This window comes from Rhizobium sp. LCM 4573, assembly GCF_001854865.1.
Lineage (GTDB): Bacteria > Pseudomonadota > Alphaproteobacteria > Rhizobiales > Rhizobiaceae > Neorhizobium.
This window is the reverse complement of record NZ_MDDW01000026.1, coordinates 369,293-391,933: the sequence shown is the minus strand read 5'-3', so window position 1 is coordinate 391,933 and position 22,641 is coordinate 369,293. Positions and strand designations below refer to the sequence as shown.

The 22,641-nt window shown below is 56.7% G+C and carries 20 protein-coding genes; 10 read left to right on the top strand and 10 right to left on the bottom strand.

The features are described 5' to 3' along the window. Positions 1–5 precede the first annotated feature (5 nt). Positions 6–989, bottom strand: coding sequence for a tripartite tricarboxylate transporter substrate binding protein (locus tag LCM4573_RS20925; protein WP_071008291.1), 984 nt, complete (start codon positions 987–989; stop codon positions 6–8). A gap of 53 nt (positions 990–1,042) precedes the next feature. Further along, positions 1,043–2,026 (bottom strand): 4-hydroxythreonine-4-phosphate dehydrogenase PdxA, encoded by a 984-nt coding sequence (locus LCM4573_RS20920; RefSeq protein WP_071008290.1) that lies wholly within the window; start codon positions 2,024–2,026, stop codon positions 1,043–1,045. Positions 2,027–2,221: 195 nt separating this feature from the next. Here LCM4573_RS20920 and LCM4573_RS20915 point away from each other — a divergent pair, with 195 nt between their 5' ends. After that, complete coding sequence (locus LCM4573_RS20915; RefSeq protein ID WP_071008289.1) at positions 2,222–2,896, top strand: GntR family transcriptional regulator; 675 nt, start codon at positions 2,222–2,224, stop codon at positions 2,894–2,896. Positions 2,897–2,935: 39 nt separating this feature from the next. Here LCM4573_RS20915 and LCM4573_RS20910 read toward each other — a convergent pair whose 3' ends face one another. Further along, complete coding sequence (locus LCM4573_RS20910) at positions 2,936–3,940, bottom strand: LacI family DNA-binding transcriptional regulator (protein WP_083347565.1); 1,005 nt, start codon at positions 3,938–3,940, stop codon at positions 2,936–2,938. Between the two features lie 168 nt (positions 3,941–4,108). On the opposite strand from LCM4573_RS20910, the gene ltnD reads away from it, so the two are divergent. The 5 genes from ltnD (at position 4,109) to LCM4573_RS20885 (ending at position 8,585) form a co-directional block, all read left to right on the top strand. Beyond that, complete coding sequence (ltnD, locus tag LCM4573_RS20905) at positions 4,109–5,017, top strand: L-threonate dehydrogenase (RefSeq protein WP_083347564.1); 909 nt, start codon at positions 4,109–4,111, stop codon at positions 5,015–5,017. A 5-nt stretch (positions 5,018–5,022) separates the two neighbouring features. After that, positions 5,023–6,297, top strand: a complete 1,275-nt coding sequence (gene otnK / locus LCM4573_RS20900) for a 3-oxo-tetronate kinase (RefSeq protein WP_071008287.1) — start codon at positions 5,023–5,025, stop codon at positions 6,295–6,297. Further along, positions 6,294–6,944 (top strand): 3-oxo-tetronate 4-phosphate decarboxylase, encoded by a 651-nt coding sequence (gene otnC, locus LCM4573_RS20895; RefSeq protein WP_071008286.1) that lies wholly within the window; start codon positions 6,294–6,296, stop codon positions 6,942–6,944. Before otnK ends, otnC begins: the two co-directional genes overlap by 4 nt. 2 nt (positions 6,945–6,946) lie before the next feature. After that, positions 6,947–7,711, top strand: coding sequence for a hydroxypyruvate isomerase family protein (locus LCM4573_RS20890; RefSeq protein WP_071008285.1), 765 nt, complete (start codon positions 6,947–6,949; stop codon positions 7,709–7,711). A gap of 97 nt (positions 7,712–7,808) precedes the next feature. Continuing rightward, on the top strand, positions 7,809–8,585 hold the full coding sequence (locus LCM4573_RS20885; RefSeq protein ID WP_071008284.1) for an SDR family oxidoreductase: 777 nt from the start codon (positions 7,809–7,811) through the stop codon (positions 8,583–8,585). 125 nt (positions 8,586–8,710) lie between these two features. On the opposite strand, the gene LCM4573_RS20880 is transcribed toward LCM4573_RS20885, so the two are convergent. Beyond that, positions 8,711–9,619, bottom strand: a complete 909-nt coding sequence (locus LCM4573_RS20880; protein ID WP_071008283.1) for a nucleotidyltransferase and HEPN domain-containing protein — start codon at positions 9,617–9,619, stop codon at positions 8,711–8,713. Positions 9,620–9,829: 210 nt separating this feature from the next. On the opposite strand from LCM4573_RS20880, the gene LCM4573_RS27975 reads away from it, so the two are divergent. Genes LCM4573_RS27975 through LCM4573_RS20870 form a run of 3 tightly spaced genes read left to right on the top strand, consistent with a single transcriptional unit; the run spans position 9,830 to position 11,244 of the window. Continuing rightward, the gene (locus LCM4573_RS27975; protein WP_131819002.1) at positions 9,830–10,039 is read left to right on the top strand and encodes a hypothetical protein; all 210 of its coding nucleotides are present in this window, start codon (positions 9,830–9,832) and stop codon (positions 10,037–10,039) included. A 51-nt stretch (positions 10,040–10,090) separates the two neighbouring features. Next, positions 10,091–10,447: an acyltransferase gene (locus LCM4573_RS28820; RefSeq protein ID WP_071008282.1), complete on the top strand. Its 357-nt coding sequence runs from the start codon at positions 10,091–10,093 to the stop codon at positions 10,445–10,447. Then, on the top strand, positions 10,447–11,244 hold the full coding sequence (locus LCM4573_RS20870) for an acyltransferase (RefSeq protein ID WP_071008281.1): 798 nt from the start codon (positions 10,447–10,449) through the stop codon (positions 11,242–11,244). The genes LCM4573_RS28820 and LCM4573_RS20870 overlap by 1 nt, the downstream gene beginning before the upstream one ends. A 349-nt stretch (positions 11,245–11,593) precedes the next feature. Here the strand turns inward: LCM4573_RS20870 and LCM4573_RS20865 are convergent, their stop codons facing one another. The 6 genes from LCM4573_RS20865 to glf form a co-directional block, all read right to left on the bottom strand. Next, positions 11,594–12,979, bottom strand: a complete 1,386-nt coding sequence (locus tag LCM4573_RS20865; protein WP_116285634.1) for a polysaccharide pyruvyl transferase family protein — start codon at positions 12,977–12,979, stop codon at positions 11,594–11,596. A 21-nt stretch (positions 12,980–13,000) separates the two neighbouring features. Continuing rightward, positions 13,001–15,118 carry a glycosyltransferase gene (locus LCM4573_RS20860; protein ID WP_083347563.1) on the bottom strand — a complete coding sequence of 706 codons (2,118 nt, stop codon included), beginning with the start codon at positions 15,116–15,118 and terminating at the stop codon, positions 13,001–13,003. A gap of 9 nt (positions 15,119–15,127) precedes the next feature. Next, entirely contained in the window at positions 15,128–17,293 is a 2,166-nt protein-coding gene (locus LCM4573_RS20855) for a glycosyltransferase (protein WP_083347562.1), read from the bottom strand. A gap of 134 nt (positions 17,294–17,427) precedes the next feature. Continuing rightward, positions 17,428–18,351: a hypothetical protein gene (locus tag LCM4573_RS20850; protein WP_071008277.1), complete on the bottom strand. Its 924-nt coding sequence runs from the start codon at positions 18,349–18,351 to the stop codon at positions 17,428–17,430. A 4-nt stretch (positions 18,352–18,355) separates the two neighbouring features. After that, a complete protein-coding gene (locus LCM4573_RS20845) occupies positions 18,356–19,111 on the bottom strand; it encodes a glycosyltransferase family 25 protein (RefSeq protein ID WP_157895532.1) in 756 nt (251 codons plus the stop codon). A 32-nt stretch (positions 19,112–19,143) separates the two neighbouring features. Next, positions 19,144–20,295, bottom strand: coding sequence for a UDP-galactopyranose mutase (glf, locus tag LCM4573_RS20840; protein ID WP_071008275.1), 1,152 nt, complete (start codon positions 20,293–20,295; stop codon positions 19,144–19,146). A 494-nt stretch (positions 20,296–20,789) separates the two neighbouring features. Between glf and LCM4573_RS20835 the strand changes: the two genes are divergently transcribed. After that, the gene (locus tag LCM4573_RS20835) at positions 20,790–22,583 is read left to right on the top strand and encodes an ABC transporter ATP-binding protein (RefSeq protein ID WP_071008274.1); all 1,794 of its coding nucleotides are present in this window, start codon (positions 20,790–20,792) and stop codon (positions 22,581–22,583) included. The last annotated feature ends 58 nt before the right edge of the window (positions 22,584–22,641 follow it).

Here is a 22,641-nt window from a genome sequence, read left to right as displayed (position 1 = left end):
ATGGGTTACTTGATGAGCCAGCCTTCGCGCTCGAGCACCTTGGAGACGCTCGCCTTGTCCTTTTCGATGTAGGACTGGAATTCCTCGCCCACCATGAACTGACCGGTCAGAGACGTTTTGGTGAGATATTCCTGCCATTCCGGTGTCTCGCTGACTTTCTGCAGCACGTCACGATAGAAGGTGACGACATCTTCCTCGACGCCGGCTGGCAGCCAGACAGTACGCGGCATGCGATAGTTTTCCAGCGCGATGCCGGCTTCCTTGCAGGTCGGGATATCGTGCCAGCCCTTGCCGTCATGGACGGGGTCGCTCTTTGGGAAACGGTCTGGCCGGAAGACGCAGAGCGGCTTGACCATGCCGGCCTGCCATTGACCGCGGTTTTCGTTCGGATTGTTGACATTGGCATCGATATGGCCACCGGCAAGCTGGGTCGTGGCTTCGCCGCCGCTCTTGAAGGGAATGTAGCGGAACTCGGCTCCGACCGCTTCTGCCAGAGACGACACGAGGATCTGGTCGGTATCCTTCGACTGGCTCCCCCCGAACTGGATGGCGCCCGGCTTTTCCTTTGCGGCCTTTACGAAGGATGCTGCATCGTTGAAATCGGACTTGCCGTTCACCCAGATCAGGAACTCGTCGAGCGCCATGGCGGCGACCGGTGTGAGGTCTTCCGCCTTGTAGGGAACGGCCGCCACGCTCGGAAGCAGGTATTCGTTGTTGGTGCCGAAGGTGAGCTTGTGGGGGTCGCCCTTGTAGCCGGCGGCATAGACGAAGYCTTCCGCGCCGCTGCCGCCGCCCTTGTTGGTCACGACGATCGAGGCGTCCATCAGCTCATGCTTGGCGATGATCGACTGGATTGTTCGCGCAAAGGTGTCGGTGCCGCCGCCCGGGCCCGAAGTGACCACGAACTCCACAGGCCGTTTGGGCTCGAAAGCCACGGCCGGCGTGGCGACCGCGACCGCCAGTGTGACGGCGGAGAGATATTTCAGCATGTCAGTTCCTCCCTTTTGCTGTATCGGCGCCCTCCAGCGCCTTCGAAACTAGTTCACTCAGCGGGAATCCGTCTCCGCTCAGCCATTCTTGCGGCAAGAAGCACCGCCTCGCGTGAGGCACCGACATCGGCGATGCCGCGTCCGGCGATGTCGTAAGCCGTACCGTGTGCGGGTGTGCAGAGCGGGAACGGGAGCCCGCCGATCATGGTCACGCCCTTGTCGAAGCCCATCATCTTCATCGCGATCTGGCCCTGATCGTGGTACATGGTCAGGACAGCCTGAAAACCTTCCTTGAGACCGCGCAGGAACACCGTATCCGCCGGGAAGGGACCTTCCACATCCATGTCGAGCGCCCGGGCGGCCTTCACAGCCGGTTCGATGATATCGATTTCCTCCATGCCGAAGCTGCCGCCGTCGCCGGCATGCGGGTTGAGACCAGCAACGGCAATGYGCGGCTGCTCGAAACCCGCCTGTCGCAGGCAATCAGCGGTCAGTTTCAGTTCGGCGATAATGGCGTCCTGCGAAAGATGGGACGCGACGGCGGAAAGCGGGATATGCGAGGTCACGCGCGCGTTCCAGATGCGCTCCAGCACGTTGAACTCGCGCATCTTGCCGGGATAGCCGAGCACATCCGAGACGAAGCGGATCTCATCGTCGTAGCCGGGATAGGCGTAACGCATCGCCTTCTTGTTAAAGGGCGTGAAGCAGACACCGTCGGCGCGTCCTCGATGGGCAAGTTGCAACGCAAATCGAAAATTCTCGACGGCGAACTGGCCGCCGACAAGTGTTGCCTCGGAGAGCGTCACGTCGGCCGGATCGAGATGGCTGAGATCGACGAAAACATGCCTTCCTAGCGCGCGCTCGGGAATATTGTCGAAGGCCACGACCTGAAGATCGAGCTCGACGCCTGCGACCTCGGCGCCTTTGCGCAGAACGCGTTCATCGCCGATGGCAATGAAACGGCAGACATCGCGCAGTTCGGGAAGCGCCAGCAGACGAGCTGTCAGTTCCGGGCTGATTCCGGCCGGGTCGCCCATCGCCAATGCCAATGTCGGACGTCCTGCGGCCCGCAAATCAACGTTCACTGCGTTCACTATCTCTGCCTCCCTGTCGGCGCGCTCTTCGGAGCGCATTCTGTATTCTGTATACAGGATTATGCGTGCATTGTGAAGTCCCCTTCTGATGGCGTAAGATGATTTGAAAGAAGCAACACTCAAACCGAGGATCACCCTGTGGACGGTACGGCCGAAAAAGCAGTAGGACGCGGAATTATCGAACGGCAGTCGCTCCACCAGGAGATCGTCAGCCGGCTGCGGGACATGATTATCGAGGGAGAACTGCAGCCGGGGGAGCGCCTTTATGAAATCCAGCTCGGCGAATCGCTTGGCGTGTCGCGCACTCCGCTGCGCGAAGCGTTGAAGTCGCTGGCCAGCGAAGGTCTGGTCGAACTCGTTCCGGGTCGCGGTGCAGTGGTCCGCCAGTTCACCCGCAAAGATGTGCACGACATGCTCGTACYGATCCGGGCGATGGAGGAACTGGCGGCGCGTCTTGCCTGCGAGGTGGCGAGTGACGAGGAGATCGCGCGCGTGCGCGAACTTCACGACCGCATGAGGGCGCACTACGAAGCCGGCGAGCGGATGGAATATTATAGGCTCAACCAGCAGATCCATACGTCCCTGGTCGCGTTGGCCGACAATCCGCATTTGTCGGCTTTTCATGCCACACTGCAGGCTCGGCTGAAACGAATTCGTTTCATCGGACATGAAGGGCCGGAGCGGTGGGCAGCAGCCATGGCAGAGCACGAGGACATCGTCGCAGCTCTCGAAAAGCGCGATGTGGAGACGCTCGTCGCGATCATTGGCAAGCACCTGCACAATGCCTGGCTGCGGGTGCGGGATGCTGTCTGAACGAGCGAACCGGTCCTGCCGCCTTAGATAGATGATCGTCTACTGCAGGTGCGGCACGCCCGTGATTTCCGGAATGAAGGAAAACACCTTCTGAAGAGAGGCGGCTTCGGTTGTTACCGCCTCTCGTGCCAGCTTTCCCGCAGTCTCGCCGATCATGCGGCGCGGAGATCTGGAGGTCGCAATCCTGACCGGCAGTGCCTGGGCAAGGTCCAGCCCGTTGAAGCCGGCGATCAGGATGTTTTCCGGCGTTGGGATGCCGAGTTCCATGCAGGCGAAGAGGCCGCCGGTCGCCATGTCGTCATTGGAATAGTAGATACAATCGAGATCCGGGGCGGTGGCCAACATGGTGCTCGTCAGCCGCTTTCCGAGCGCGATCGAGGAGAAGGCACTGTCCTGTTGCTGCTCGACGAAACCGAGACCGCTTTCGCGCAAGACGCGTTCGAAACCCACCTTGCGCTTGCCCGCGCGCAAATCCCTGTCAAGCGCGCTTCCGATATAGCCGAACCGTTTGCGGCCGGCAGCAAGCAGCGCCCGCGCCATGTCTTCTCCGGCCCTTCCGTGCGAGAGCCCGACGTTGAAATCGACCGGAGTTCCGTCGAGATCCATGATCTGGATTACCGGTATCGCCGCACTCTGGAGCATTCTGGCTGTTTCTCCCGGCTGGTCGAGACCGGTGACGATAATGGCGGAGGGCTGCCAGGAGAGCATGTCGCGAATGATTGCGTGCTCTTTTGCCGGATCGTAATCGGATATGCCGAAGACAGCCTGCATGCCGGACCCTTCCAGTGCAGCCGAAATACCTGCCAGGACCTCGGGAAATACGATGTTCGACATGCTGGGTACGACGACGGCGACCAAGTTGGTCCGCTGGGAGGAAAGCGAAAGTGCCAGCCGGTTTCCCACATAGCTGAGGCGCTCGGCCGCATTCAGAACCTTCGCACGGGTTTCCTTGGAGACATCGCTTGCCCCACGAAGCGCCCGGGATGCCGTCATCTTGCTGACGCCGGCTTCGGCGGCGACTTCTTCAAGAGTGGGTTTTCGCATCCCGTGTGGATCCCCTGATGGCCGCTGATTTCCGCCAACCTGGCCCCTGTCATAGGACGTTTTGCGGCCGAATGGAAATAGTACGCTATTGACATCCCAGGGTAAAACATTCGATGGTATCGATACCGGTATCGGTAACAGTGAAGATTTAAGCGGAAAGGGAACTCCGTGGAGGTTTCAGGTCAAGCGGCCGTAATCGGGCTGGGATCGATGGGCTGGGGTGCCGCGCTTTCCCTGCTAAGGTCGGGTTTTGCCGTGCATGGGTGCGACGTGCGCTCTGATGTGCTGGTGCGTTTTGCTCAGGCGGGTGGTCTTGCCTGCGCCACGGCTGCCGCAGCCGTGAAGGCAGCCGATGTCGTCTTCGTCTATGTCGTCAACAGCAAGCAAGTCGAGGACGTGCTTTTCGGGGTGCAAGGGGCGCTCGAGGGCGCGCGACCCTCGACGGTCTTCCTGCTCTGCACCACCATGGCGCCAAGCGCGTCTGTCGCCATTGCGGAGAGATTGGAGACAGCAGGCATGCTGGTCATCGATGCACCGGTTTCCGGTGGGCACCAGCGAGCACTGTCGGGCGAGATCACTGTCATGGCGTCCGGCTCGGGCGAGGCATTTTCGCGCGCGTCTGCCGCACTGGATGCCGTGTCCGCCAGGGTTTTCCGTCTTGGAGATCGCGCCGGTCCCGGCTCCCAGGTAAAGATGATCAACCAGCTTCTGGCCGGCGTGCATATCGCCGCAACCGCCGAAGCAATGACGCTTGCCGCAAAGAGCGGGATCGATCTCAAAACCCTCTATGATGTGCTGCGGGTTTCCGCCGGTTCCTCGTGGATGTTCGAAAATCGGGGCGAGCATATCGTCACGGGTGACTACACCCCGCGTTCGGCCGTCAACATATTCGTCAAGGATCTCGGCATCGTGGCGAGCGAGGCGCAGAAAGCAGGTGCGGTAACACCGCTCGCCACAGCAGCGATGCAGCTTTTCCTCGAAGCTGCCGAAGCGGGGCTCGGGCTGGAGGATGATGCCGCCGTCGCGAAAATCCTGGCGCGCAAGAGTGGCGCCGTCCTGCCGGGCATGGGGGGGTGAGCGCCATGGGCATCGTGCTTGGCTGCATAGCCGACGATTTTACCGGCGCGACGGATCTTGCAGCGCTTTTGGCGCGCAGCGGCCTACCGGTATCGCTGCGCATCGGGGTGCCGTCCGAAGAGCGAAACAATTCCGATCCGACGACTTTCGAAGTGATTGCGCTGAAGAGCCGGACGGCACCGGTGCGGGAAGCGGTCGAGCAAGCTCGCCAGGCCTTCTCGTGGCTGAAAGAGGCCGGCGCGACGCGGTTCTTCTGGAAATATTGTTCCACTTTCGACAGCACGGCCGACGGTAATATCGGGCCGGTGGCGGAAATGCTGATGTCGGAGATCGGCGCTGAGCAGACCATCTATTGCCCGGCATTTCCGGAAAATGGCCGTAGCGTCTTCATGGGCCACCTCTTCGTCGGAGAGCAGCTTCTTTCCGAAAGTCCTATGAAGGATCACCCGCTGACGCCGATGCGCGATCCCAGCCTGCTGCGTCTTCTTGAGCCACAGGTGCAGGGTAAGGTCGCACTTGCCAGCCGTCCTGTGGTTTCGAAAGGGCCCGAGGCATTGAAGGCCAGGCTGCGGAGTCTTGCCGAGGGGGACGTGCGACATGTGATCGTCGATGCGGTTGATAACGACGATCTACGGTCGATCGCGGCCGCCACGGCGGACATGCCTCTCCTGACGGGCGGCAGTGCCGTCGCCGGCCAGCTTCCGCGCTTCTATATCGAACAAGGCTTCATTTCCTCGTTGGCAACGGCGCCTGCCGTGACCGCTCCTAGGGGCGGGCAGCTTGTCCTGTCGGGCAGCTGCTCGGCCATGACGCGCAGGCAGGTCGCCTATTATGCGCAACGGAGTGCAAGCTTCCGACTGGATCCGATCGCTCTCGCGAGCGAAGGGGTGGGGGCCGCGCGCACCTGGCTGCAACGGCAGTCTCCCGACGCGCCGAAGCTGATCTTCGCCACCGCCGAACCTGCCGAGGTTCGGCAGGCCCAGGAAAAGCTCGGACTGGAGAGAGCAAGCCAGGTGGTCGAACAGGCCCTGGCGGAGCTGGCGCGCGAAGCCTTACGGCTCGGCATTCGCCGGTTCGTCGCCGCCGGCGGCGAAACTTCCGGCGCGATCACGCAGGCGCTCGGCATTATGCGGCTTGTCATCGGTCCGGAGATCGCGCCGGGTGTGCCCTGGACCTTTGCCGATATAGAAGGGGAACGTGTTGCTCTTGCCCTGAAATCCGGAAATTTTGGCAAAGAGAGTTTCTTTGAGGAAGCGTTTGAGCGCTTGGAGGCCGAATGAGCGAGGAAACCCGGCTCAGGGAAGACATCTGCCTCATGGCGAAATCACTTTATGACCGGGGGCTGACAGCCGGTTCTTCCGGCAATATCTCCGCGCGCCTCAGTGACGGCCGGCTGCTGGTCACGCCGACGGGGAGTTCTTTCGGTAGGCTCGATCCGGCCCGACTTTCCTGCTTCGACCGGGACGGGCGTCTGATCGGCGGCGAAAAGCCGACCAAGGAGATGCCACTTCATGCCGCTTTCTATGAAACCAGGCCGGAAAAAACAGGCGCCGTGGTGCATCTCCACTCCTGCCATTCCGTGGCGCTCTCGCTGCTGCCCGGGATTGATGCAGACAACATGCTGCCACCCCTGACGGCCTATTCCATCATGAAACTCGGCAAGGTGAAGCTGCTGCCCTATTACATGCCGGGCGATCCCGCCATGGGCGATGCGATCCGAGGGCTCGCCGGCAAGCGAAGTGCCGTGATGCTTGCGGCCCACGGACCTGTCGTCGCGGCCAAGGACCTCGAGGCGGCGGTCTATGCTGTCGAGGAACTCGAAGAGACGGCAAAGCTGGCGATGCTGACGAGAGGCGCCAGCCCCTCGCTTCTCAGCGTGGCCCAGATTGCCGATATCGTCCGGACCTACGACGTGGAGTGGGATTGAGCATGCTGCGTTTTTCCGCCAATCTTGGCTTCCTTTGGCAAGAACTTTCGCTTCCTGATGCGATCCGGGCGGCAAAACGCGCGGGCTTCGATGCCGTCGAATGCCACTACCCTTACGACGTTCCGGTTGAGGCGGTGCGCGTTGCGCTTGAGGAGACGGGCTTCACCATGCTCGGCCTCAATACCATCCGGGGCAATGTCGCAGCCGGCGACAACGGGCTTGCCGCCGTGCCGGGGCGGGAGGTCGAGGCTCGTCGGGCAATCGAGCAGGCGGTTGACTATGCCGCCGCAACGGGCACGCTCAACGTCCATGTAATGGCGGGAAGGGCGGCAGGCGAGGATGCCCGCTCCACCTTCATCGCCAACCTGCGGCACGCCTGCGATCTCGCCGGCCACGCAGGCCTCGGCGTGTTGATCGAACCGCTCAACCACCGCGATGCGCCTGGTTATTTCCTCAAAACCGCGGAGCAGGCGCTGGAGATCATCTCCGCTGTAGGGGCTGCGAACATCAGGCTCATGTTCGATTGCTATCATCTGCAGATCAATCAAGGCGATTTGACCCGTCGTCTGCAAACCTGTCTGCCTTCGATCGGGCACATCCAGATCGCAGCAGTTCCCGATCGCGGTGAACCGGATCACGGGGAGGTGGACTACAGGTATATCCTGCGCTTCCTGGAAGAGCAGGGATATGATCGGCCGATTGGGGCGGAATATCGGCCGGCAACCACCACGGAGGCGGGGCTTGGTTGGCTGAAGACTTATCGATGAACGATGCATGCATCGACTGGTGCGACAACTCGCTGGCCTCGGGTGCAGCGAAAAGTTGCAAGCAGGTGGTATCAAAGAGGAATTTGGGAGGGACTGAATGAGTGAGACGTCTTCCAACGGAAGGGGCAAGATAGCGCTGGTGACCGGCGGGGGAACGGGTGTCGGCCGCGCGATCAGCCGGGCGCTCGGATCGGCCGGCTACACGGTCGTCGTTTCCGGACGGCGAGTGGATGTGCTGGAAAGGGCCGTGGCTGAACTGGCGGAGGAGACAGGAGCCGAATTCCTAGCGGTCTCGGCCGATGTCGGCGATCCGGCTTCCGTCCGGGCGCTGTTCGACGTGATTTCCGACAAGTACGGGCGGCTTGATCTCCTCGTCAACAATGCCGGCATCAATGTCCCGACCGTGCCGATGGAGGAACTCTCCTTCGAGCATTGGAACGCCATCCTTGGCGCCAATCTTACCGGCGCCTTCCTCTGCACCCAACAGGCTTTCCGGCTGATGAAAAACCAGAGCCCACGCGGCGGCCGTATCATCAACAACGGCTCCGTCTCGGCCACCACGCCGCGGCCGAACACGGCTCCCTACACTGCGACCAAGCATGCGATTACCGGGCTGACCAAGTCGACGGCGCTTGATGGGCGCGAGTTCGACATAGCCTGCGGCCAGATCGATATCGGAAATGCCTCGACGGACATGACGCGGGCGATCTCGGCCAACATCCTGCAGGCAAACGGAAGCTATGCGGCCGAGCCAACGATCGATGCCGCCCATGTGGCCGACGCGGTCGTCTACATGGCAGGTCTCCCCCTCAGCGCCAACGTGCTGACGATGACGGTGATGGCAACCAAGATGCCGTTCGTGGGCCGGGGGTGAGTAAATCAAAATACGGTGCTCGCCATTGGATGCGAACCTCTTTGCACAATGTCCGGCATCTATCATGGTCGGCTTGCCACTTCCCGAGGGAGTGGGCCATCTCGCAATCAACAGCATCGCCTCTTCTATGCGAGCCTGGGATCATCCAATTCCACCAACCGCTCCTTGCAGATCGCCTCGACGAGACGGTGGAGATGCTCCGTCCGCTCGAGAAGCCAGGCGAGCGCTTCCTCGGTGATCTCGAAGTGCTTTGAATAGCGTGCCTTCACATAGGCCTCGTTGAGGATGTTGTACCAAGCGGTGAAGCGGTGCTGGTCGCGCGGCCAGGCTTCGATGAGCCGGCGGTCGTGATCCTCGGCAAGGCCACGTAGGAATTTGAGGTTGTGCGATGGCGGGCTGTAGTTGGTGAGCGTGAGGAGGAGGCAGGAGTAAGCGGTTTCGACGGCTTGATGTAAGTTGAATGCCGCGTGATTTGGTTGTCCATCTGAAATGGCATAGCGCGCCAAGTGGCAAAAATATTTCGCACTCTGGCTCTGCCTTTCGAAATGCTCCTTCGCCACCCTTAGCGCATCGGCGGGAGAAAGTCGCCTCGGTTCGGCCAGCGGCCGGTCGTCGAGTTCGTAGAGCACGATGCCCTCGCGCAGGATGTCGACGAAGAAGTACTGCCCGTCGGCCAGGAAGTTGTTCACCTCCCGGGCGCCATGCACGATCAGCCCCACCGGCGTCGAGACACCCTTGTCCCACATCAGCCGGTCGGTCGCCTTGTCCCATATTTGCGGCTCGGCGAGTTTCTTGGAGCTGACGATGACCAGGATATCGTAATCGGAGCGGTAGCCCTTCATCGTGTGCGGCTCGTCGACAAAGGTGCCGCGGGCATAGGAGCCGAACAGGATGATCTTCAGGATCCGCCCGCGCGTCTTGAAGGCGGCCGAGCTTCCCGCGAGTGTATCGGCAAACTCCTCGTGGATGATCTCGACGACGCGGGCAAGCTCCCGCTGCTTCTTCTCGGGCAGATGTTCGAGGCTCGATTTCATATCCCATCGATAGGGCAAAGGCGATTCGCCGTCTACTACCGGAATTCATGGGTTATGGTTTATCAAAAAATAACATATTGATCCAAGATAACGATTAATAGACGATGTGCAACCAGATCGAGGCTAGAAAATCAGGCTGGAGAGCGTAAGTGTGATCGAAGCGCGCTTATTCCTCACACAGCCAGACGCGCTTTTTAGGCAAGGAAGTTGATGTCGAACTGCATCGTGCAAGCAGCAGGCGGCGTCTGCTTTTCGACCGAAGCGGCAATGCTGGTGCAGATCGCTTCCGGCGAGATTATCATGGCCAAGGTGATCTATGCGACGTTTGATTTGCTGCTGCCGCTCGGGCCACCTTCACCTAGCCAGGCAGAAGTGCGCTACCTGGGGACGGTATGTCACCTGGGTTCATGTTATTGTTGATTCAGCTTCCCCCCACTCTTTATAAGCGCTTCCACTGAGGTGACGGACAAAATGCGAATCTACTACCTTGATGGGCTACGCGGGCTGCTGGCCCTCAGCGTCTTGTTGAGCCATATTGCCGGGGGGATAACAGGCTGGACAAGCGATCGGCTGTTCAGGGGCGCGTTTCTTGCCGTTGATTTGTTTTTTGTCCTCTCCGGCTTCGTGCTTGCCAGAGTACTTGTCTCAGAGAAGTATGGCTTAAAGTCTTTTTTTTGGATGCGGTTTTGGCGTTTGTGGCCACTTCATATGGCAACTATTCTTTTGAGCCTAATCGTCTTTGAACTTAATCGTTCAATCGGGCAATACGCCCCGCCGGATGGCAGCTTTTCCGACGTTGCCTTGGTCTGGAAGACGCCGCGTTTCTGATGACATTAGGCATCATTGATGTGCCGGTTATCAACTCTCCATCCTGGTCGATTGGAATTGAGTTTTGGCTGTCRGCGCTGTTTTTGCCGCTTCTGGTTCGTGGGCGAGTGATCGTTCTGCTGATTTTGGCGGGTGCAGGGTATCTTTTCGTCGCCGATCACGCACATGGGCTGATGGCAGTTCAAACTATCTACCCTTTCGTAAGCCTGGGTCTGATCAAAGGCGTTGCCGGAATGGCACTCGGTGCTGCCATCTATAAGAGTGAGATCAAGATCAATGCGCTTTTCGCTCGCTTGGACGAGCAGTGGCTAGCCGCTCTTATGGTGCTGGCGCTGGCATTCATCGCGTCAGGCATAATCTGGCAGGGGAATAACCTGCTCAACTTTGCAGTAATCCTTGCGATCGTGCCTATACTCGCCAGGGACTCCTTTTCGCGTGTGCGTACAGCGAATGATTTTCTGTCTTCAAAGCCGCTTGTTTGGCTCGGCACGATCAGCTTCTCGCTTTATCTGGTGCACACGCCGATGTTGGTGCTCCTGCGTGTTCCTGAGACCGCTCAGTCTTTGGGAGACGTTAATGCCGCGATTTTCCTGACGGTCGTATGTGTTATTGCCGCCGCCGTTTTGCATTACTTCTTTGAGAAGCCTGTTGCTCGAGCTGTTAAGAACTTTAACAGTGAGGCCGGTGGTGCGTCTATTTGGGCCGCTACGATTGCGGCGATGCGCCCGCGGCGGAAAGGAAAAGAAGGATCTCTCGCGGCTAAGGCTTCCTCGACCGAGCTTTTCCGGCGCCGATAACGCTCGATAATGCCGTCTCGAAAGTATGGCCACCCACCTTCAGCTTTACCTCGCCGGCCGTCATGTGCAATGTCCGCTCATAGCTGCCGGCCTAGTGTCCGGCGCCGCACAAGCGGTCCGCCTCAGCGTCGAGCTTCGATCCTTTGGCGCCTTGCTTCGGGATGAAAGCCTTCTGGGCACCGAAAACTGCGATGCCTTCATCGTCTTCCGTTCCTTTCCCGCCCAGGAAAATGCTCCGGAAACTCTAACCGAACTGGTCCACTTTGAAGGGGTCAGATCAGATCTGGTCCTGTCGGGACCGGGTTGCAAACTCATGAGACGCCGGGCCATTACGGCATCTAGGCTAGATTTAGCGATTCCAGATTGACGTCATCATTCTGCGCCGTTTTTCGCGGCGTCGCGGATTGTACGGAAAGAGCGCATAACTGGCGAGCTTAAGCGACCTAAAAATCGAAACTTTTGGTGCGCTGACTAGCTCGACCTGGTCTACATGCGACGGCGGTGAGCCGAACTCCTCATCCTTTGGGGCTAGTTCCTCGTTCTTTCGGAGCTCATCAGCGCGGTGGTATTCATCTATTTGCTGGGATGCTAAAAGAAGGCGGCCTTGAAGCCGTACAATTTCCGACCTAGCTATCTCCAATTCTTGTAAAGAGATGTCGTATTTGTCGTGCTCATCCGATACGATTTCGGCCAACTCATCCTGTAATTTAGAAACTGTGCTTCTTAATCTTTCTATCTCAGGCTCATACCATTCGCTTTTCAGACGCTCGTACTCAGCGGCAACGTCGCGAAGTCTGTTGAGCTCTGGTTCATACCAATCACGCCGCAGCCTGGCGAGTTCGCGCRCATTTTCCAGAAGCTGATCGCGTGGTTGCCACTCGCCTTTTGGGTTTTTGTTCTCCGAGATTTTAAACTCAACATTCTTGAAGCGGCAAAGAGTATGATCGTAGATGGCTGATATCTTGCCGCCAGCAGTATCGTGCAAGTGAACCTTCAGGCCTAGCGCTATCCCGTAAATTGCAAGATGAAGGCGATCCGTCACCAATTCTGAAAACGTCGTAAGTATCTCGCCAAGTATTCTGCATCTGCGTTCTGTCTCAGCGCGGTCAGACCAGAGATCACCATTCCAGAGCAAACTCAAATCCAAGCTCCCGAAGGGTACTTCGGGAATTGCACGTTCGTCATCTGTTCTGAAGGCTTGTAGTGTTCCGCTGCCTGCCTTCGCTAGTGATTGAAAGAATTCAACCGGTAGAGCAAAAGCCAAATCATGTGTTAGATATGCCGAAACGCCGGCATTTTGCGCATTGTTCAGAGATCTGGCATCACGGGTGAAGATAAAGAGTTGATCCGCGTGTTTTTTGAGCAGCTCACTAAACCCAAATAAGGTGCAAGCGAGAAGGATCGCGCGGCCGCCGCGTTCCAGGAACCCTTTAAGCGCCCGCATTCTCTCATCCCAGACACCTTCTATAAGCGCCCCACCAACCATGATGACAGTAGTATCAGGCGGCACTTGGTCGAGCTGTTGGTCCGAGATTATGGGCGGCTTCAGGTCAAAATGTTCAAGTAGTTCGAAAGCTCCCAGATGGATTAACCCATCGCCGGCATTCCCACTGGCGCAAATTAGTACGAGGTTCCCGGTTCGTGCATGTGTGAATACTCTCTTTAAATCCACTGAGGAGAGAATCTCCCGTCGGACATCGGTTAGCGCATCCATTAGCTGATTTGACATTTTCATACGGCCTCGTCCTGGGTCGGGCTATTGGCCCCGGAGAAAAATCTTTGAGACGTGTAGATCGAAGGCACGCTGAGAATGATGGTCGCACAGAGCCACATTTGCTCGATCCATCAAACGTTCCACGCTGTCAGCGTTATTCGCACACTGAAGAAGAGCCCGTACATAAGCTTCGACCAGTTTTCGGTCATCAGGTACTTGCACCACGGGGAACCCCGTCTCGTTGGTTAATATCTCGGGGATGCCTCCGATTGTCGGTGCCACGACGACGAGGCCGGCTTGCATAGCTTCCAAAATGACGTTCGGAAGGCCATCAAAGCTGGTCGTGTAGAGGAATGTCCCGTAATCGCGCAAGGGCAGAGAAGCAAAGCCGGCGAATGGTCCCCTAATGTTCACATTTCCTAAAGCTTTGAGGGAATCAGTATCGTGGGAGTCGAGGACGGAACTACCCCAAACGTCTATAATCGCTTCGGGCCATTCCGCAGCAAGACGTTCCGCAATTTGTTGAAGTAGATCGGGTCGCTTTTGCGAGTCTAGCCGCGATGCCCAAAGAATACGATGTCTCATCTGGGCACCGCCGCCTTTGTCAGCAAGATCCGACTCTACCGCGTTGTAAAGCGTCACATACCGGTCCTTGATTTCATCAAGACGCGCAACGTCCCAACGATGTATCCAGTTATTATCGCAAACTATGCTTTTAAAGCGAGCGCCTACCTCCGAAATAAAATCAAACTCATGCCCACAACAGATCCACTCTCCATGCGCGCGACGGTAAGTGTCGCAGAACCGATAGTATATCATTTCGTTGTTTACTACGCTTCCAAATCTCTTTGTAAATCTTTGGGCGTATGGGCAGGACTTAATGTGAATACGCGCATTGGGTGCAAAGGTCTGAATTGCCCTCAGCGTAAGAACGTCGATAGCTGACGGCTCTTCAATGCCTATGAGGTCAAAGAGATCAATAAAAACCATGTCGTTATCAAACTTCTCGAGTCCAGCGTGGTTTTTGAAACTTTGTCCAGACAGGATCAATACTTTTCGACGAGGGTCCTGTCGCCTAATTGACTCCATTACATTCAAAACATATTTCTCACCGCCGCCATGGCTCAGAAAGGGGACAAGTAGGACCTCTTCAAAATTCCGTTCCCCAAGAAATTCGCAAATCTTTCGCCAAGCTGCACCTTGCCGGCGGTCTCCGCCCGCGTTCGCAAAAGCGTGAATATGTGGCAGCCGCAACGGATCTACACCTGGGTCAATTTGCGCAGCCATAAGTAACATCTCTATTTGGGTCTGATTGCTGCTGAATCGCCGCCGAACCTGTTCAGGATCGCAGATTTCCCAATTAATGGGAGCGAGTGCCGCTTCTTGGGTGCCGGCGGTCAGAGATAGGTATTGTTCGGCTTTGAAAAAATCACAGTGCGCAGTTAGGCCTATGGAGGTCCGGTTTGCCTCCCTAAGCAGGCTGCTCCCTCGTTGGCGGTAATATACAGTAACGTCTGGAACAATTCTCAGATCCAGGCCTGCCGCAACCGCTTGCAAGTTAAAATGCCAGTCCTCAAACGCAAAACCAGTCGAGAGTTTCAAGTCGRCAAAGGTCAGGCCGTCTATATCAGTACGCCGAGCCAAAAATCTCGACACATAGGGGTGATGTGCAAAAAGCGCTTGCGGTGTGACGACTGATAACGGGTGTAGTTCATAAAGGTGTGGGTCAACTCCGAAGGAGAAGTAATATTGAGGAAAGTATATTGCTTTTCCGGTCGCGGTTAAGGCGGCAGAGACAGATGCACTAATAGTGTTAACGGAGATAAGGTCGTCTGCGTCCGCAGTGAGCACAAACTCCCCGCGGGCTAAAGATAATCCGTCATTTCGCGACAAACCTAAGGAGCCGTTATCTACTTCCTTAAGTGAAAAGGCGGAGTAGTCATTATTTGCACGATGTTGGAGCCAAGAAAGGGTAGAATCATCAGACCGATCGGCGACGACTATCAATTCACATGAAATACCAGCGTGTTTGGCATATCTTACAGCGGCATCGATCGAGTGCATTGTTCGAGCAAGAAAGCCGCGCTCACGATGGACATTCAAGATGATTGAGACGTCAACAGCGTCGTTACAAGCTGGCAGAACGTGTGATTGGCTCATCTTATGAATTCACCTGCGTCCCTTATTCGCAAATCGAATAAGCTTTTTCGCCACAGAGCGCGCAAGCCTGTGGGGCAACCGAAACTCACCGGGGAAAAATGGTGATTGCTCCTGCCCATGGGCTGGCTGACCTAGAAGATGATAGTTTGAGTTACTGCCATTGGCATTCAGAAACAGTGTTACCTCTTCGACGTTCCGTTCGAAAAGAGCGGTTCTTTTCCGGACGATATAGGCATAGTTGGTCTCCCAAGCGGATCTTCCGCTTGAAAAAATAGAGCCGCTTCTCTGGCGATAATTGAAGAGCGCGTCCGGAAGCATCACGCCAAAACAGCCGCCTTCGAGCATTCCCAGCATTCCGTCCCAGTCGTCGAGATACATTTTCAGTTCAGGATCATGCATGCCGTATTTGCGGTATAAATTCGTGCGGTACACCAAAGATTGGCAATTGGTATTATTCATCACGATGTTTGGCATTGGCTCTGCATTGTATGTGACCCAATAGCGGACTGTCTCACCGGTAATATCTTTAAAATCGTTACACCAGCTTCCGACAAAACCCACATTGTCATAGCTGTCCAGAACCTGGATGGCTTTTTGATAATAGGTAGGCTCAACGGTATCATCCGCATCAAGCAGTGCGACAAACTCCGTGTCAACTTGAGTTACACCGAAATTTCGAGCTCGAGCGACCCCACCGTTTGGTATATCAAAAACACGGATTCTTTGGTGCTGACGATAGTCGTCCAGCTTGCTGACGGATGCTGGATCAGAGGAGCCGTCGTTGACCAGAATTATCTCTGTCGGGACAGAGCTTCGAAGAACCGAGTGAATGGTCTGTTCTATATATGAGCACATATTATAATAAGGAACTACGACCGTAAGCCGAGCCCCAGATGCTGAAGCCAACGGTCGATCAGCTGGGCGTAGGTCTTCCCGCGATTGGTCGGCATCAACAAAAGGAAAATTTCTATAGGCTCTTTTTTCAGCTGCGAGAGAAGTGATGAGGTCGTCTCGGCCTCCGAAATAGGGTTTCGGTAAAAATATCGATAGGTCGAAAGAGTTGAGAGCATCGCGGGCCTCGCAAATGCGCGTAATTTTCTCGAGCACATTAGAGGGCTTACTGAAATCGACGACGATCTTGTCGCGGAGCTCGTCAGAGATAATCTCGGAAACTCCGTTGTCTTTGGTAATCAGACAGGGGAGCCCAGCCGCTAAGCCCTCGATCACGGTATAGGGAAGATTATCCTTTGGTGAGGGGTGAAGCTGGCAGTCCCAATTCTGGCGTCTCGCTTGAAGCTCTTCCTCGTTCAACGTACCAAGGTAAATGACCCTGCCGTTTTCGAACAGTTCCTTCTTAGAGACTAAGAATTCTTCGAAGTCGGGCGTTTTGTGTCCACAAAGCTCAAAAACGATCGGTAGCTTTTGGCGTTCGGCTTCTGCCGCCAAGGCGATGACTTGGGGTAAACCTTTCCAGTTTACCATCCTCGACGCCATGCCGGCAGTGAGCTTCCGCTGCCCTCGCTCCGGTGCAGAAGCTCTGTGTGAGGGAAGAAAGGGATTAACAGAACGAAAACGAATTGTGTCGGTCGAAAAATATCCCTTCTGCTCAAGGAGCCGATCCATCATGCCGGAAAGCGTGATGACCGCGTCGGCCGCTTTGAAACACCATTTTTCAGCTCTGTATGTCCACCAGTTCGGAAGAGCATAAAGAGAATTGCCAATCCACTCTTCGATAATGCCGATTGGGGTGTGGGCACAAAGAAGGAGCGGAACGTTTTGCAAGCGTTCGTCGCCGGTCCATTTCTTCTGGAACAGGAAATAACCAACAGCGAAGCCGTCCGGAAGCTCAATGGCTTTCGGACGCCCTACGCTCGAAATCTCTTCCAAGATAGCTTCCGCAAAGCTCAACGACAGATGCATCCAATAGCCGAGAGCGTCCTTCGCGGGAGTTTTGAGCATCGGGACATCGATGATTGTGGTCCGTCCGTCGAGAGAGCGGGAGCCAGAATCCCCCCGGGCGATCTGAAATATTCGGATGGGACGGTCGAGGGCCTCGGCCGCGCGCTTCACGTGACGTATATAGGTACCTAAACCGCCACCGCGACTCTCAAGTCGCTCAAAGCTGACGTACCAGATTTCATCAGCGGTCGATGGCGGAAGCATATCACGTGGCATTCATATTCCCTTTAAATGAAGGCTGACGCTAAATAGCGGAGCCTAGATATAGCAGGCTTTCTAACTCAACCAGCATGACCCGCTTCCTGTTGAACTTGGCTATTAAGCTTCGGTGGATCATGCCGCAAGCATCCTTATACGGTTGAATTGCCCGAGTGCTCCAGAAGCCCTAAATCCAAGGGCTTAATATGTTGACGCTTGAGGACCTGCATAGACTTATTGAATGCGAGCCGGGGGTTGCGGAAGCTTCCAAGATCGGAAAGCCAGGAGCGGAACATCAACCATCCCATCGCAACCTGCCCATCAACCCTTTTGTCGTCAGTCATTATCCCGGCATAGGCAAGCGGTACGACCCGGCCATTAGGAAGGCCAACACGAGCCCTGAGCACGCCCTCTTCATCTTGCGCTCTGGATCCGGCCGAGCTAATGGCTCCTTTCAACTGGCTGCCAATCGGGCGCGTGTGATGGACGGCAATGTCATCGAGGATAGCGGCGCGAAATGGTCCGCTTTCCGGCCAACGACACCAGATGTAATCAAGGCCGAAGCCGCTCATGGTGCCTTCAAAATAGGGCAGAGCCCGTTTGAGTAGCGCGCGGTTGAGGCACGGCACCATGATCTCCACATGATTGACATAACGCAGCCGGAAGGCTCGACACTGGCTGAAAATGAAATGCGAGTAAAAGCTATCCCGCGTCAGCGCAGGCTGGCAAACTGCCAGTCCATAGGTTCGCGCGAGATCGAACATCCGGTCGATCGTCTCGCCGTCCGATGCGATATCGTCATCCGGTAGCCAGACATAGTTGTAACGATCGAGTTCAGGTAGCGTGGTCAGCGTATTGAAGAGCCCGTCCCACTTTCCGCCCTTGATCAGAACAGCGCTGACACCCGATTCAACCTTATGCCCGGCATAGGCCGCCTCGGAGAAGTAGCTGACAACGAGATCGAACGTCCGTGCCTCGTAAGGACGGTTCAACCAGCCAGGATGCAGCGAGCGCTCGCCGGCGCGAACTACGACAAGGTTCGGCCTCGGCGGATGGTTTACGGGTATTTCCTGCATCAGGCTATCGGGTTTTTCGTTTCAATTGGGCTATTTCGTAAGGACCAGCAGTCCGTATGCCCCAACGGAACGTAGCCTGATAGCTGAGATTGCGCCAAAATCGAGTCAAGGTGGAAGGTTTGTTTTCGGCGCGTGCATTCTCCAGGCCGCTGACATTGTGCTGACGCTCGCGGATGAGCGCCTTCTCGGTCACCAGAATCGGCACGCGATGTTCCCAATGGCATTTCAGGTCGATATCGACTGGGCGAAAGAAACGCTGTCTCCGCTCCAACAGCACGGCCGCGGGGCCAGCGCCAATGATATAGCCGGTGGTGCGGGGAGGGAGCAGGCTGTTCGTCGCTAGCCAGGTGTCGCCGATCTGCTGAAGTCTTCTGGAGCGACGGGGCRCATTCCCATCGAGCTTCACGATGACGTTCGAGAGATCATAGCCCGCGATCTCGTTCAGGAACGCGGTCGGGTCGCGCGTGAACTCAAAGTCGTCCTCCAGGATCAGTGTCGCCTTGGCGTCGGATTCAACGAGATGGCGCCACATCTGCAGATGGCCGAGATAGCAACTGATCTCGCCGGCCGACAGCGGTCGTTTGAAGGCCCGGGCATTCGTCTCCGCGTCATAATGGCAATTCGAAATTTCCTCAGGCAGCCGGCCGCCGTCCACGGCGTCGAAGAACTCGAACTTCATCCCATAGCGGTCGAGTTCCGCCCGCGACGCCTGTCGCCGGCCCTCCGCCCAGGGTAAACTCAATACAAGAACATTCAACATGCCCGGTCTCCGCTCCGACCCTAGCATTCATGTCATATAGGCGAATGGACAAAAGCCGGCATTTTTATGCCTTCTCCCTTCTTTGACAGATAAAGCCGGGCCGTGTCGAGCGCTTCCCGTATTGTCACATCCATGTCGAGATACCGATAGGTGCCGAGACGCCCGACGAAGGTTATTCCAGATTCCCTTTCCGCGCGTGCGACATAGTCGGCAAGAAGCGCCTTTTCCTTGACCATCCGTATGGGATAATAGGGCACGTCATCGGGTTCGCAACTACGCGAATATTCACGGTAGCAGACGGACTTGGCCTGCTCCTCCCACGGGGAGAAGTGCTTGTGCTCGGTGACTCGAGTGTAAGGTATGGAGAAATCTCCGTAGTTCATCACCGCACATCCCTGATAATCGCCCTCATAGGTAAAGCGCTCGAAATCGAGCGTGCGGTAGCCGAGCCGGCCAAGCTCGTAAGTGAAATAGCCGTCCAGCGGTCCGGAATAGAAGACATGGGAGAAATCAGCCGCCTGGCTGCGGTCGAAATGAACGCCGAGCTTTACCGTGATGTTCTGGTGGTCGAGAATGCGTTCCACCATCCGGGTATAGCCGCTTTCCGGCATGCCCTGGAACTTATGGAAGAAATAATTGTCGTCATAGTTGAAGCGGACGGGAAGCCGCTTCAGGATCGAAGCTGGCAGTTCGGTCGGCGAACAGCCCCACTGCTTCTGCGTATAACCTTTAAAAAAGGCTTCATAGAGGTCCTTGCCAACAAACCGGAGGGCCTGCTCCTCAAAGGTCTGCGGATCGGTGATGGATTTATCAGCCTGCTCTTCGATGAAGGCGCGTGCCTCGTCCGGCCGGAAGGTCTTGCCGAAGAACTGGTTGATCGTGTGCAGATTGACGGGCAGCGAATAGACTTGGTTACCGCTTGTCGTCTTAACGCGATTCTTGAACGGTATGAAGGTCTCGAAGCCATTCACATAGTTCCAGACCTCGGCGTCGTCGGTGTGGAAGATGTGCGGGCCGTAGACATGGACCATGACGCCCGTCTCGTCGTCACGCTCCGTATGACAGTTGCCGGCGATGTGGCTGCGTGTATCCACGACCTCGACCTGATGGCCTGCCTCGGCGAGTTCACGCCCGATCACTGCGCCCGAGAGCCCCGCCCCCACCATGAGAATTTTTGTAGCCATCCGTTTCCCTTGCGTTCATTCCGCCGCCAGTATGCAAAAAAATACCCGGATTGGTTCACCAATCCAGGGCTAACTAGCGTTATCAATGCATATTTTGACGCGGCAACATACCCTGTGTGGTCTATTAGCAATTTCTGACGTTTCCAATTGACACCGCGGCAAGCGATTGGCAAGGGGCCGGCACGTCGGTGTATAATGAGATGGTGTGGTGGGGATGGCTGTCGCTTTCGAGTAGGGCAGCGGTATCGCGTTTGTTGCATATGGCGGCAGAGAGCGCTAAGTACGCAGCAAATTTGCCGGGCCCTGATCATTCCTCGGCCTGACACATGAGGCAGATAGGGTCTAGTTTGGATTTTCTCGATAGGCAGCATTTTGGGGGAGGCGGCGAGAAGATCGCGAGCCATTGGATGACGGCGGACAAACATCCGTTGGGACGTGGGTTTTACGCCAGGCGATGCATCCAGGTTCGGAAGCAAGAGCAAGAAGGTATTTAAATGCTCCGAAAACGCTTATCAGCATTCGATAGAGGGCTGTTGTTGCGCCTGCTTCGGGAAAACTTCAAGAAGCATGCGCTATGGTATGCGATCGCCACTGTGGCGATGCTCGTCACTGCTGCCATGACGTCGCTCAGCGCATGGATCATGCGCGATATCGTCAACGAAATGGTGGTCTCGCGAGACATCGGAAGGGTCATGAACATCGCGACCGCCGTCGCAGTGATCTTTATCGTCAAGGGCATAGCAACCTTCATCCAGGGCTACTATCTCGGCCAGGCCGGCAACAGCATCGTAGCCGAACAGCAGCGCCGCATTTATGACCATCTGCTTAGGCAAGGCGTCTCGTTCTTCCAGAACATGCCCGCCTCCGAGCTTCTCGTGCGCGTGACGCACAATGCCCAGGCCGCCCGCGCTGTGATCGACACGATCGTCACGTCCTTCGTGCGCGACCTGTTCTCGCTGCTCGGTCTCATCGCGGTAATGTTCTACCAGCAGCCGATCCTCTCCCTGGTTTCGCTCGTTATCGGGCCGATGGCAATTATCGGCGTGACGCTGCTTTTGAAGCGGGTCCGCAGGATCATGGAGCTTGAACTCGCCTCGCTCGGGCAGATCGTCCAGATCGTTCAGGAAACCGTCATCGGCATCCGCGTCATCAAGACCTTCTCGCTCGAGAATAAAATGGCGGTCTCGATGAACAAGGCGGTTTCAGATGTCGAGAAGCGCGCCAACAGCATTGTGCGACTGGAATCGGCGACTAGCCCGATCATGGAAACGCTTTCGGGTCTTGCGATCGCCGGCGTCATAGCACTTAGCGGAGTCCTCGTGCTCGAGCATGGTGGGACACCCGGCGAGCTGATGTCCTTCATAACGGCGCTGCTACTCGCCTACGAGCCGGCAAAGCGCCTGGCACGGATGCGCATCGGCATCGAGGCTGGCCTCACCGGGGTGCGCATGATGTTCGAGGTTCTCGATCATCCGATCACCCTGCGCCAAGCCGAAAATGCCGTCGCCCTGCCGTTCGGCAAGGGACAAATCGATTTCAAGGCGGTTCGTTTTGCCTATTCCGGCGACCACGCTATCCTGCATGACATCGACCTCAATTTCCCTGCGGGGAAAATGACGGCACTGGTCGGTCCCTCAGGCAGCGGTAAGTCGACTATCATCAACCTCATCCTCAGACTCTATGACCCGACCCAGGGTTCGGTTGAGGTTGATGGCGTCGACATTCGTGGCGTGACATTTGCTTCACTCCGCGAGCGCATGTCCTATGTCGGCCAGGATACGTTCCTTTTCGCGGGCACGATCATGCACAATATCGCACTTGGAAAGCCTGGTGCAACGGAGGCGGAGATCATCGAAGCCGCAAAGGCAGCGAATGCGCATGACTTCATCACGACGCTTCCAAAGGGCTATGACACCAATGTAGGTGACAATGGCGGCAATCTTTCAGGTGGTCAGAAGCAGCGCATTGCGATCGCACGAGCCATGCTGCGCGATAGCCAAATCCTCATTCTCGACGAAGCGACGAGCGCCCTCGATTCGGAAACAGAGKCTCTTGTCAACGAGGCCTTGCAGAGGCTGACAACGGGGCGCACTACGATCGTCATTGCGCATCGCCTATCGACGGTCGCCAAGGCCGACAAGATCATCGTGATGGAAGAGGGGCGTGTTGCCGAAGAGGGTAGCCAGCGCGAGCTACTGGCCAAGGGCGGCCTTTATCACCGCCTCTACAGCTATCAGTTCCTCTCTGACGATGACGCGGAGACGGAGAAAGTGGCTGTCTTGAGTTAATCGTGTGGTGCCCACCGTGAGACCAGGGATGCTGGTGCCTACCATAGCTGCGGAATAT